This is a genomic window from Fluoribacter gormanii (assembly GCF_900156395.1).
Classification (GTDB): domain Bacteria; phylum Pseudomonadota; class Gammaproteobacteria; order Legionellales; family Legionellaceae; genus Legionella; species Legionella gormanii.
Genome location: NZ_FTNL01000007.1, coordinates 37,209 through 48,963, shown reverse-complemented (window position 1 = coordinate 48,963; position 11,755 = coordinate 37,209). Strand labels below are relative to the sequence as shown.

The following is an 11,755-nucleotide window of genomic DNA, read 5'->3' as shown; positions in this document are numbered from 1 at the left end:
AGAATGTGTGGGATAGTAGGTATTTACAGTCATGAACCAGTAGCTTTCGAATTGTATGAAAGTCTCATCCATCTACAACATCGAGGGCAAGATGCTGCGGGCATACTCACTTGTGATCAGCGCTTCTATACCAAACATGGATTAGGTTTGGTACGGGAAATTTTTACATCTGATAACGTTTCCTCATTACAAGGAAACATAGGTATTGGTCACGTACGCTATCCTACTGCTGGCGGCTATACCGCAACCGATGTCCAGCCATTATGGATAGGGAGTCCGCGTGGTATAGCGCTTGCCCATAATGGCAATCTGTCCAATTACCAAGAACTGGCTGATGAGATTCGTTTAAAACAACATCGCCATCTTAATACTTCTCTTGATTCTGAAGCACTATTACTCATGCTTGCAGATAACCTAGCCAGTAATGCGTCCAGTAATGAGGAAAATACGGAGAGCTTTTTCGAGCTACTCACCCAAGCCGTCTCGCATATTTTTGAACGAATTGAAGGAGCTTATTCCATTGTATCCGTGATTATTGGCAAGGGGCTTGTTGCCTTCCGTGATCCTCACGGTATTCGCCCATTGGTTTGGGGAACGCGTGAAAATCCTGATGGAACGGTTGATACAATTTTTGCATCAGAAACCACTCCTTTTTATGCCTTAGGCTTTGAACCTAGAGGGGATATTTTGCCTGGTGAAGTCGCTTTTGTGGATCTGAAGGGGACGCTGCACCGCCGTGTTCTAAAAACAGAAGAATTCAGGCCTTGTGTGTTTGAATATGTTTATTTTGCTCGTCCGGATGCAACCCTCAATAACGTCAGCGTATACCGCGCTCGTTTACGTATGGGACAAAATCTAGCGCAGCAATGGAAGCAAAAGCACCCTGAACTCATACCGGATATTGTCATTCCAGCTCCTTTTACTGCAAATACTGCAGCCTTATCATTTGCCCATGAATTAGGGGTACGATATTCCGAAGGCTTATATAAAAATCCTTTTATAGGTCGTACCTTTATCATGCCCAATCAAAAGGCACGAAGTCGAAATATCCGTTACAAACTAACCCCACAGCAAACTGAAATTAAAAATAAAGTCGTGATGATTATCGACGACAGCATTGTCCGAGGAACAACCTCTCGTGAAATTGTCAAAATGGTAAGAGAATCGGGTGCAAAGAAAATCTATTTTGCTTCCACATCTCCACCACTTAAAAATCCCTGTTTTAGTGGGATTGATATTCCATCACGCAAAGAGTTGATCGCTGCCAATAAAACTGAAGATGAAATTGCCAATTATCTTGGTGTTGATGTGCTACTTTATCAGTCGCACGAAGATTTGATTGAAGCAGTAACACGTCGAGGGGAGCATCAAATCAAAAAACCGTGTATGGCGTGTATGGATGGCGATTATTTTTGTAAAAAACTCACTACAGAAAAAATGAAGCAGCTCGAGCAACAACGTGAAACAAGCAGACTTACTACTCCCCAAAAAATAGAGGATACCCGCGAATGAATATTCTTGTTATCGGCTCTGGCGCACGTGAACATGCACTGTTCAAAGCATTACATCGTTCGCCACATAAAACGTCATTGTTTTGCTATGGTACGGCGATTAACCCAGGTATCCATCAATTAACGAATCAATATTGCACAGGCGATATCACCGATTGTGCTGCAGTAGTGTCTATGGCAAAACTCTGGGGCATTGAATTAGTAATTATCGGTCCAGAAGCACCGCTTGAAAAAGGAATGGCCGATGCCTTTTGGCAAGCAGGAATCCCAACCATCGGTCCGAAAAAAATATTGGCACAAATTGAAACCTCTAAAGAGTTCGCTCGTGATCTCATGCAAAAACATCGCATAGCGGGTTTGCCACGTTATAAAAAATTCACAACCCTCAATCACGTTGAAGATTTTCTCAATGAACTCGGTGAGGGCAATTACGTCATTAAAGCCAACGGCTTAATGGGCGGAAAAGGAGTCAAAGTTGCTGGCGATCATCTTCATTCAATCACTGAGGCTTTGGGGTTTTGTCAGGAAATTCTTGATAAAAAACAGACCATCCTTATTGAAGAAAAACTGATTGGCCAAGAGTTTTCATTCATGTGTTTCGCTGATGGCAAAAAACTTGTTCCCATGCCTTTGGTTCAAGACCATAAACGTGCTTATAACGGCGATAAAGGACCCAACACTGGGGGTATGGGAAGTTATTCGGATACCGATCATCGGTTACCTTTTTTAACCCCAAACGATGTTGATGAAGCCTTAGCCATCAATAAGGCAGTATTTCAGGCTTTATCTACTGAATGTGGTGAACCCTATATTGGTATTTTATATGGCAGTTTCATCGCGACTAAAAGTGGGATTTATGTAATCGAATTTAATGCCCGCTTTGGCGATCCTGAGGCCTTAAATGTATTATCGATTTTGGAATCTGACTTTGTTGCTCTATGCCAAGCCATGGTAAACGGCAATCTTACTGAAGAGAATGTTAAATTTTCAAAACAGGCCACCGTGTGTAAATATGCCGTCCCTGAGGGTTATCCTGATGCACCACAGAAAAACTTTATAGTAGATTTCTCTAGGGTTGCACATCAAGATCATTTATACCTTTCCTCAGTAAATCAAGTTGATGATCAAATCGTTGCTGAAGGTTCACGTACTGCAGCTTATGTAGGCATTGCTGATACGATTTTTGCTGCTGAACAACACGCTGAGCACGAAATTTCATCAATTGAAGGTCCTTTATTTCATCGCCAGGATATAGGTACCCAACAATTAATCCAACAACGCATTGACCATATGCAAAGGATACGCGCATTATGATTCGCATCGCCGTACTCGGTTCTACTCGAGGCACCAATCTTAATGCACTTGTTGCTGCAATAAAGCAACAACGCCTCTCGGCATCAATCGAACTGGTTCTGAGCAACAAAGAGGATGCACCCATTTTGGAAAAAGCAGCGAACTTTGGAATTCAATCAATGTTCGCCAATCCTCAAGGCCTAAGCCGCATGGAGTTTGATAATTATCTGTCCAAAATCCTCAAACAACATCAAATAGAACTTGTTGTTTTAATTGGTTATATGCGCATTTTATCAGCTGAATTCGTCTCCGATTGGGAAAATAAAATAATCAATATTCATCCGTCCTTATTGCCCGCTCATGCTGGGTTGATGAATCTCGATGTTCATCAGGCTGTTTTAGATGCAGCCGAGGTTGAAACAGGTTGTACGGTACACTTTGTTACCGAACAAGTGGATGCAGGCCCGATTATTTTGCAAAAGAAATGTCCTGTTTTGGCAGGCGATACACCAGAACTTTTGAAAGTTAGGGTGCAAGAACTCGAAGGACTCGCTTTGGTTGAAGCAATACAGATTATTGCAACCTCCGATAATACCCGGGCTTTGCTGAACTGCACTTAAGCTACAAATACTGAACATGATAAATAATTAACGAGGGAATTATGTCAAATATACTTGTATCGATACTGATGGGTTCAAAATCTGATTGGGCCATCATGGAGGAAACCAGCCGGACTCTGGAACAATTTAACGTTCCTCACGAAGTTCGCGCCTTATCGGCACATCGTACCCCTGATGCGTTATTTGAGTATCTCAAATCAGCCGAACAACGTGGCGTTGAAATTTTTATCGCGGCAGCAGGTGGTGCGGCTCATTTGCCAGGTGTTGTAGCAGCTAAAACGATAGTCCCTGTTTTAGGTGTGCCTATGCCTTCCTCGACTTTTACTAATGGCCTGGATGCGCTTTTATCCATAGTCCAAATGCCAGCGGGAATTCCTGTAGGAACTCTTGCCGTAGGTAAGGCAGGTGCCATCAATGCTGCTATTTTGGCAGTAACGATCCTGGGCAATAAGTATCCTGTGTACCGCGAAGCAATTAAAAACTATCGTGCTACCCAAGCAGAAAAAGTATTGGAGCATGCTGAAATTAAGGGATAACCAGTCGAATTATAAACCATTCATCTCACCCTATAACTTTATAGGGTGATTGTGAAAAATTATGTGCCTGGTTTATCTGATACTAAAGAAAAGTCATTGCTTACTTCGTTCCCCAACTGCTCATGTAATTCTCTACTCACTGCAATAAAAGCATTGGCTAGATTATGCAAAAAAATCTCCTCTGATAACCTAACCCCATCTTTAACGATTTCAATAGCGACCATTTGTTGCTCTTTAGACAGCGCCCCTACAAGCTTTGAACACGCATTGGTTAAGAGTTCTCGGTAATCCTGATGTTTATCAGTAAGCCGCTTTTTGCTTTTTAATTCAGCGCAAAGACGTAACATTAAATGGATGCAGATGGTTATGTCATTTTTTTCACTTAATTTAATCGTTTTAAATATCACTTCAATGGCATTCCATTGGCTTTTATCAACGGTAGCCGCAAGAAATTGAAAATCTTTGACACTATCAATAACGTAAGGCAGCATACCCCCGTACTTCATAAGTAGCTTTGATCGAATTGCTTTCGCATCTCCATTTGAAAAAATATCGAGTGTTTTTTTATCAATTCTTTCAAAAGATCTTGCCTTCAAAACAGCTACGAGCTGTTTTTTAAGTTGCTCAATCGACAGTATTAATTCTTTTTCCGCAAAAAATTGTCCAGCCCCCACGGAGCTTCGCTTAAACATTAGTCGATACAAATCACGCAACAAGGAATCAATAATAAAATGAATATCATGAGATAGAAATTTGCCAACTGATTTATCTTCATTCAACTCATGAAACCGTTTGCTAACCAGTGACACGCTGTTTTTATCACTCCGGGAAGTCGCTGTTCTTTGCAGAATTGGCAGAAGCATTTCATTTGGAAGGCATTCAATTGACAAACCAGTTTGCCCTTGGTGAGAATCAGTAGAACCTTTAAAAAATCTGCCGAATCCTAGCATGTGAATTCCTTACAATTAATAATTGATCAGGTATCCTAAGAAATAAATCAACCATTCAACCTGCTTTAATTTGTTCCTGGGTACAATGAAACAAAACCCGGGGTAAAGAAGCTCTTTAATATCCAGAAATTCCGGGCTCTGCTTCGCTTCACCCAGGTTACAAATCAAGCCATTGATTGAGCAATGCAATCAATTCACCCACCCCTTCTTTTTTTAAAGAAGAAAAAGATTGAACTGTAATCAAATGCACTGCGAGTTCATAATGCTTGCGGACTTTTGATACCGTATTTTTTACCTCGCTGCGGCTTAATTTATCTGATTTAGTCAGTAAAATATGGACGGGGAGCTCACGGTTTAATGCCCAATCAATCATCATCACATCTAAATCTTTTAAGGGATGACGGATATCCATCAATAAAATCAACCCTTTTAAGCTTTGCCTGACTTCAAGATAATGCGCTAAATTTTTTTGCCAGTCCATTTTCACTTGCAAAGCGACTTTGGCGTAGCCATAACCTGGCAAATCAACAAGACGACGCGTTTCATCAATTCCAAATAAATTAATCAATTGAGTGCGGCCAGGCGTTTTACTGGTGCGGGCCAAATTTTTGATGCCAGTGAGACAATTTAAAGCACTTGACTTGCCTGCATTTGAACGGCCAGCAAAGGCAACTTCATACCCTGAATCCTCAGGTAACTGAGATACACGTGCAGCACTTTGTAAAAAAACTGCTTTAGAATAAGGATTTTCTAACATAAGAATTATAATATTTTGGGATTTCAACCAAGGCAGTGTACCATTACTTCGTGAATTTATTATGAGAAAACGATGAAAAAATTTGTACTCACTTTTATTCTATGCTTTCCATTAGTTCTTTTTGCTCAAGAAAACACCTCATCCGCCGCAAACAAAGCGGTGATTTGTTCCGCATGCCATGGCCAAGAAGGCAATAGTCCGAATCCCGACTGGCCTAATATTGCAGGACAACATCCCAAATACTTTATTAAACAACTGAACGATATGAAAGACAGTGCGTTACGTAACGCACCCACAATGAATGCACTTGTTGCCACACTGAGAAAACAGGATATGGATGACTTGGCAGCATATTATGCTAAAATGCCTCTTGCTAATGGCAGTACCCCTAAACAATTTCTTAAACGGGGTGAACAAATCTACCGTGGAGGAGATTTTGCAAAAAGGATTACGGCATGTATCGCCTGCCATGGTCCTAAAGGTACGGGTAATGCTCAAGCTGGCTTCCCAATACTGTCTGGCCAACATGCTGCTTATACCGTGTTGCAATTAAATGCATTTAAAGACGGGAAGAGAAAAAATGATTTAAACCATATCATGCAAGATATTAGCAGTAGAATGAGTCAAGAAGATATGGAAGCAGTTGCACATTATATTGAAGGGTTACATTAGGAAACTAAATTATGTTAAAAAAATTAATCGCTATATTCTTTCTTTTACCAGCAATGGCCCTAGCTGCATCATTTGTTGAAGGGAAGGATTATCAAATTGTTAGCAATCCGAACGCAACAAATAATAAAAATAAAGCACCCATGATTGAAGAATTTTTTAGTTATGGCTGTCCTTGGTGTTACAAAATAGAAGCCCCCCTCAATTCTTGGGTTAGTAAAATGGGTAATAACATTCAATTCGAACGCGTTCCAGTTGTATTTAAACCATCCTGGGAGCTCTATGCCAAAGCCTACTACACCGCAAAAACGCTTGCACTTTCTGATAAAATAACTCCTTTACTGTTTAAAGCCATACAGGAAGAGCGAAAACCTCTCGATTCCAAACAATCGATGATCAGTTTCTTTGTTGCGCAAGGAGTCGATAGAGAAATTGCGAAAAGTGCTTTTGAAAACTCACCAACCATTGATATGCGTGTACAAAATGGGATGAGTCTCATGGGAACTTATCAAATCAATGCGGTACCTGCCTTTGTGGTAAATAATAAGTATAAAACGGACTTACAAATGGCTGGCAACCCAGAGCGTTTATTAGAACTATTGAATTACCTCACACGAAAATCTGCTTGATAACCTGGCTTCTTATAACCATTCAAATGCCTGGGTGAAGGCGCAAGCCGCAACCCGGGTCAAAAAACTCATTCATGCCCGGAATCCCTGAGTTCCCCTGCGCTTCACCCAGTATATAGTACTTAGTGAGAAAAAATTTGCATAAAGATAAGCTAATGCTTCACGTGAAACGTTAGAATGATATGCTCATAATCACCTCATTCTGAAGAATTTACGACAAAGGTTCTCCTTAATTTTACTCATACCACCTGCTGAAGCCCCTCACGACATTCGGGATAAATATCGAGCTTAGGGCTCACGGATCGAGATTTAGTATACTGGATCTGATTTAAAGTGCGTGCTCTATGGATTTTTTCTGATATATAAGTTCATTCGCAGCGGTAAATCCCATCATGTCACCTAACATACTATTTAAAACATCCAAAATATCCTTTAGAGCATTTGAAAGTGGACTGGTTAGAAAGCTACTTAAAACAGGACTCTCTTGTTTATAAAAATAGTTTGTCTTTTCAATGAGATCTAATGTTTTTCTACAAAACTCAGTCACTTCGTCCACTCGTCGAGAAACAAACAATTTTGCAAACTGGGCTCTGTACTCTGCCCTTATTTCTCCTTTTATGGGGGAACTTTGGTGCTGTTCAGTAAACAACTTGGCGCGATTAGGGTTATTGAGTTTTAAAAAATTATTGAAACATTTATCTAAGGTGGGCTTGATCTTGTTCAGTTGTTTGGAAAGATATATTTGAAGGGTAATTTGTGTAAAAAGTTGCTCGACATTCATGTCATTAAGGGCAGAAACTTCTAGATAATCACTCCCCAATTCATCAGCTAATTCCTTTGCTTGCTTGGAAGTTACTTCTCTTCGTTTCTTCAAGTCTGATTTACAACCGACTAAAACGATGGGGATATCGTTTCTAATCGTCCTTAAACGAGCCACATGCTCCTTAGCGCCCGACAAAGATGCCCTATTGGCTAAGTCAAAGCAGATCAAAGCTCCATCAACAAATCGAAAATAGGAAGCAACTATGTTCTGTAATTTTGGTGCACCCGAAGAATCCCAGATACGCAACAGTACTCTTTTATTGAAGACATTAATCGGTTTTATTTCTTGATCAACCCCCATAGTATCCATATATTCATCGAAACAGGGAGTGCGATCACAATAAGTACGCAGTAAACACGATTTACCAACTGCATTATTTCCTAGAAGGATTATTTTGAAATGCTCATCATATTCTTGTTTTTGCTCCATCTAAATTAACCCTCCTTGGACCAATCTGAACAAATAATAACAAACAATTTGCTATAATTTAAGTATTGGCTGATTTGTTATTGTTCTGATCAATCTTCGCAAAATTTAACCCTAGCAGAGCTTTTGGCAGTTGTCATTCCAGTTACTATTCCCTTAGTTATTATTTGAAGTACCGTTTTACTCGTGAATGAGGCATTTGTGTTTAGGAATGCATCTTAGAGATAACTTAATCCATCAATCGCATCGTGGATGCACCAACAGTCGTTATTGTCGAAAACAACACTCAAGCACATTTGAGGTTACTGGCTGCCAGCCGTTCATTAAGAGTAGCTAATGAAATCACGGTATCTTGATAACCCAAATCTCTAGCCAAATATTTACCAAAATCATTTAGAAACGTTTTAATTGAAGATCCTAAGTTCGTTTTGCTTAAATTGCTTTTTTCCTTTTCAGATAATGGCTCATTACTATCACCTTTCAACAGCAGAACAAGATGATCCAGCGCCTTTTGTTGATCTGCCAATTGGGGTGGCGCTAAAAAGTTCCAAAAACTCTTATTTTCCCTAGGCAAGTTCTTCTTAATGTTTTGTAGAATATCAATAAAAAAATCGACTGAATTAATACTCTGGTTTATCGCATCCACTAAATCACTAACTGATTTAACTGGGCTCGCCAGGCAATCTTCAATCATTCTTTCATTCTCTTGAAGATACTGATTAATTAGTTCAAATGATTTCCCATTTAAAAGCAACTTACGCTCTTTTTCAGATATTAATCTTTTAAAAGTTAATGCTTCCATAAAATGCTTAACGGCCATTGTTTCTTCACCACTGCATTCTAGTTTGCCGAGAATTAAAGGATAAAGTCTGGATGATAATTCAACAATTAAACGCAAGCATTTGTTATAGTCTTTACCTGAGAAATAGTTGGAAACAGGTGATTTTTTGACTGTAGGTACTGACTTTTCACATTCTTTCTCACCGTTTGAGGTTGAATTTTCGAGTACTTCTTTCTCATTCGAAGCTTCATCAATTTTAGCAGTGGTGACGACATTCTCTTCGAAGGCAATCGATGCTTCCTGGGTTGCAATCTTATTTACAGTTAAGGTTTTGTTCTCAACAAGTGATTGCTCCAAAATGTCATCATGATGTTCAGGGATGAACTGGATCGCAATTTCATTTACAGGCGCGATTTTGTTTTGAACAAGTAATTGTTCCGGAATAGCGCTGTTATTCTCAGGGATAACTTTTCCGAGTTCTGGTTCAATTTTTTCTGAAGTGGTTGCATCAACCTGTTCCGGTGGAAGAATTCCATACATTCTTTTCTTAGCCAGTATCGATTGATCAGGAAGATACATAATTAAACTGGTTAATTCTGATGTGTCGATATTTTGACCAGGCTTTTTCTTAGCCAGTAACTTCTGAAGCAACCCGTTCTCATAATCATATTTAAAAAACACATTAAACATCAATTGTGAAAAAGTGACTTTTTCAACATCTATTTTAGCTTTTTCAGCATAATCTTTTTTAATATCCTCATAGTCTTCCAGATCTTCCTCTTCAAATGTTTCCAGCAATGATTTTTCAATTTGTTTTAATTTGTCATGATCAGCACACGAATCAGGTAAGCCAAGCTCAATTAGCTCCTCTAACGCTCTTTTAAAGGGTACAGTATTCCACGATGCCCCTTTGATAAACCTATAGGATGGTAAGGCGCGGAACCCGTTAATATAGTGGAACATGTGCGAGTTCCAAGCCGCATCAAATTCTACATGTCCACCTAGTCCCAGCTCACAACTTTTCTTAAATAGAATCTCATGCAAAGCAGTACCAACGTGTTTATAGCGGGTTTGGTCCAGATTGGACATTTTATCAATGTATAAAGTTTCTCCACGCTCCAAATGAAAAATGGCAGTTCCAATCGATTGTTCATCTTCTAAGATAGACAAGTAGAATTGTCCAGGCTCACTTTCCGTTATTTTGATATTGACGGATATTTCCACGCCATTCTTTAATATTTTTGTATATAATGGATGGACGGGCTCTATTTTTTCTTGCATGAATTTACCATTCGTTTTAATTAGAATGAATGGAGTATACTGTATAAAGATTAAACAAATATTAAGTGTATACACTCCGCCCCATTCTCAGTTAGGAGTGCGCTATTTGTGACGGCTTTGCAAAGCGTATTTTGCTGCTACAAAACATTTCTGAACTTGGCTGGTTAAAATAAGAATTAAATTCCCTTCCCTGGATTTTCCAAACTTAAAATCCCGGTATTAAAATCATAAGCAAAAATCTCGGCATAACGCCCCCAGTCAATCATCGTGCGCAATACACGGTCTGCTTCCTTCTCACTTAAATAATCTTCAAGCTTACTCAAAAAACGTTCCTCAGAAACTCTATGTCCTACTTTTTCATCTAAAATTCGCCGGATATAACGTGCAAGAGGTACCTTTTCCAATAATCTTTGCGCAAATAATTGCTTACGTTCTTGAAGATCAGCCTCAGCAAATTGCTTTCCTAAGTCGCTTAATTGGATGTCCCCTGCAGAAACTTTCGCAAAACCTAATATTTCCAATGTTTCAAGTATGGGAAATAGGTCATCAATATTCATCATCAGCTCATCTGCAAGCTCAGGTAAATCAATGCGCTCCTCGAACGAGGTCATCGTCTCAATCAAGCCGGTCAGTTCGGAGGGCTCTACATCAGGCAAGCGATATCCTAAACCGATTTGTCGCTCTCTTTGAGCACGTTTTGCTTTTTCTTTAGGGCCAGTAGTCATTAAAGTATAAATTTTATCAACTAAAGCCCGAAACTCAGGCGATTGAGGATCACGTGGTTGCGGCAAGGTGACGGGTAATTCCGCTCGGATGTAACCTGGATCATTACCAAAAATTACAATTCTGTCGGCTAATGTAGCAGCTTCCTCAATATTATGAGTCACTAATAAAATTCCATTGGTATTGGTTTTCTTTTCTGCCCACAGTTCCAACAAGTCCGATTTCAGATTTTCCGCGGTAAGCACATCAAGCGCGGAAAAAGGCTCATCCATTAATAAAACATCAGGATTAATAACCAGGGCGCGCGCAAAACCAACCCGTTGGCGCATCCCCCCGGAAAGCTCTTTGGGGAAGGCTGATTCAAAACCATCAAGACCGATGATATCAATTGCTTCAATTGCTCGATGCCTGCGCTCTTCGCGACTGACTCCCTGCGCCTCAAGACCAAGCTCTACATTTTCCAATACGGTAAGCCACGGCATCAATGCAAACGACTGGAAAACCATTGCAATACCAGCAACAGGACTGGTTACGGGTTTACCTCTATAGGTCACAGTCCCACTGGTGGGTGCTATTAGACCCGCAATAATGCGTAACAAAGTGGACTTTCCCGAACCAGATTTACCTAATAAAGCAACGATTTCGCCTTCTTGCAGCTTGAAGTTCACATCCTCAAGCACAAGCAAATTTTGTTCTGCTGCTTTTTTAAAAGACTTGCGTAAGCTTTCTATAGCAATAATGGTTTCAGACATAGGT

Annotated in this window: 11 protein-coding genes; 6 read left to right on the top strand and 5 right to left on the bottom strand. The window is 39.9% G+C overall.

Translation table 11 applies throughout. The features are described from left to right. The first annotated feature begins 3 nt into the window (after positions 1-3). Genes purF through purE form a run of 4 tightly spaced genes read left to right on the top strand, consistent with a single transcriptional unit; the run spans position 4 to position 3,960 of the window. Positions 4-1,512, top strand: a complete 1,509-nt coding sequence (gene purF, locus BW930_RS06080; RefSeq protein ID WP_058467320.1) for an amidophosphoribosyltransferase — start codon at positions 4-6, stop codon at positions 1,510-1,512. Next, a complete protein-coding gene (gene purD / locus BW930_RS06075; RefSeq protein ID WP_058467319.1) occupies positions 1,509-2,825 on the top strand; it encodes a phosphoribosylamine--glycine ligase in 1,317 nt (438 codons plus the stop codon). The genes purF and purD overlap by 4 nt, the downstream gene beginning before the upstream one ends. Further along, a complete protein-coding gene (gene purN / locus BW930_RS06070) occupies positions 2,822-3,424 on the top strand; it encodes a phosphoribosylglycinamide formyltransferase (RefSeq protein ID WP_058467318.1) in 603 nt (200 codons plus the stop codon). The genes purD and purN overlap by 4 nt, the downstream gene beginning before the upstream one ends. Before the next feature lie 41 nt (positions 3,425-3,465). After that, a complete protein-coding gene (gene purE, locus BW930_RS06065; RefSeq protein WP_058467317.1) occupies positions 3,466-3,960 on the top strand; it encodes a 5-(carboxyamino)imidazole ribonucleotide mutase in 495 nt (164 codons plus the stop codon). A 59-nt stretch (positions 3,961-4,019) separates the two neighbouring features. Here purE and BW930_RS06060 read toward each other — a convergent pair whose 3' ends face one another. After that, a complete protein-coding gene (locus tag BW930_RS06060) occupies positions 4,020-4,910 on the bottom strand; it encodes an F-box protein (RefSeq protein WP_058467316.1) in 891 nt (296 codons plus the stop codon). 157 nt (positions 4,911-5,067) lie between these two features. Next, positions 5,068-5,667, bottom strand: coding sequence for a ribosome biogenesis GTP-binding protein YihA/YsxC (yihA, locus tag BW930_RS06055; RefSeq protein ID WP_058467315.1), 600 nt, complete (start codon positions 5,665-5,667; stop codon positions 5,068-5,070). Positions 5,668-5,739: 72 nt separating this feature from the next. On the opposite strand from yihA, the gene BW930_RS06050 reads away from it, so the two are divergent. Then, positions 5,740-6,339, top strand: a complete 600-nt coding sequence (locus BW930_RS06050) for a c-type cytochrome (protein WP_058467314.1) — start codon at positions 5,740-5,742, stop codon at positions 6,337-6,339. 11 nt (positions 6,340-6,350) lie between these two features. Then, positions 6,351-6,965, top strand: coding sequence for a thiol:disulfide interchange protein DsbA/DsbL (locus BW930_RS06045; protein ID WP_058467313.1), 615 nt, complete (start codon positions 6,351-6,353; stop codon positions 6,963-6,965). A gap of 328 nt (positions 6,966-7,293) precedes the next feature. On the opposite strand, the gene BW930_RS06040 is transcribed toward BW930_RS06045, so the two are convergent. From BW930_RS06040 to BW930_RS06030, 3 genes are all read right to left on the bottom strand, one after another. Beyond that, positions 7,294-8,217, bottom strand: a complete 924-nt coding sequence (locus BW930_RS06040; RefSeq protein ID WP_058467312.1) for a Rab family GTPase — start codon at positions 8,215-8,217, stop codon at positions 7,294-7,296. A 283-nt stretch (positions 8,218-8,500) separates the two neighbouring features. Continuing rightward, entirely contained in the window at positions 8,501-10,276 is a 1,776-nt protein-coding gene (locus BW930_RS06035) for a hypothetical protein (RefSeq protein WP_058467311.1), read from the bottom strand. Positions 10,277-10,452: 176 nt separating this feature from the next. Next, the gene (locus BW930_RS06030) at positions 10,453-11,751 is read right to left on the bottom strand and encodes an ABC transporter ATP-binding protein (protein ID WP_058467310.1); all 1,299 of its coding nucleotides are present in this window, start codon (positions 11,749-11,751) and stop codon (positions 10,453-10,455) included. Positions 11,752-11,755 lie beyond the last annotated feature (4 nt).

What these genes read in the sequence shown, in the direction of transcription:
- purD (WP_058467319.1), top strand. Translation starts at nt 1,509, where the DNA reads ATGAATATTCTTGTTATCGGCTCTGGCGCACGTGAACATGCACTGTTC.
- purF (WP_058467320.1), top strand. Translation starts at nt 4, where the DNA reads ATGTGTGGGATAGTAGGTATTTACAGTCATGAACCAGTAGCTTTCGAA.
- BW930_RS06030 (WP_058467310.1), bottom strand. Translation starts at nt 11,751, where the DNA reads ATGTCTGAAACCATTATTGCTATAGAAAGCTTACGCAAGTCTTTTAAA.
- BW930_RS06045 (WP_058467313.1), top strand. Translation starts at nt 6,351, where the DNA reads ATGTTAAAAAAATTAATCGCTATATTCTTTCTTTTACCAGCAATGGCC.
- yihA (WP_058467315.1), bottom strand. Translation starts at nt 5,667, where the DNA reads ATGTTAGAAAATCCTTATTCTAAAGCAGTTTTTTTACAAAGTGCTGCA.
- BW930_RS06050 (WP_058467314.1), top strand. Translation starts at nt 5,740, where the DNA reads ATGAAAAAATTTGTACTCACTTTTATTCTATGCTTTCCATTAGTTCTT.
- BW930_RS06060 (WP_058467316.1), bottom strand. Translation starts at nt 4,910, where the DNA reads ATGCTAGGATTCGGCAGATTTTTTAAAGGTTCTACTGATTCTCACCAA.
- purE (WP_058467317.1), top strand. Translation starts at nt 3,466, where the DNA reads ATGTCAAATATACTTGTATCGATACTGATGGGTTCAAAATCTGATTGG.
- BW930_RS06040 (WP_058467312.1), bottom strand. Translation starts at nt 8,217, where the DNA reads ATGGAGCAAAAACAAGAATATGATGAGCATTTCAAAATAATCCTTCTA.
- purN (WP_058467318.1), top strand. Translation starts at nt 2,822, where the DNA reads ATGATTCGCATCGCCGTACTCGGTTCTACTCGAGGCACCAATCTTAAT.
- BW930_RS06035 (WP_058467311.1), bottom strand. Translation starts at nt 10,276, where the DNA reads ATGCAAGAAAAAATAGAGCCCGTCCATCCATTATATACAAAAATATTA.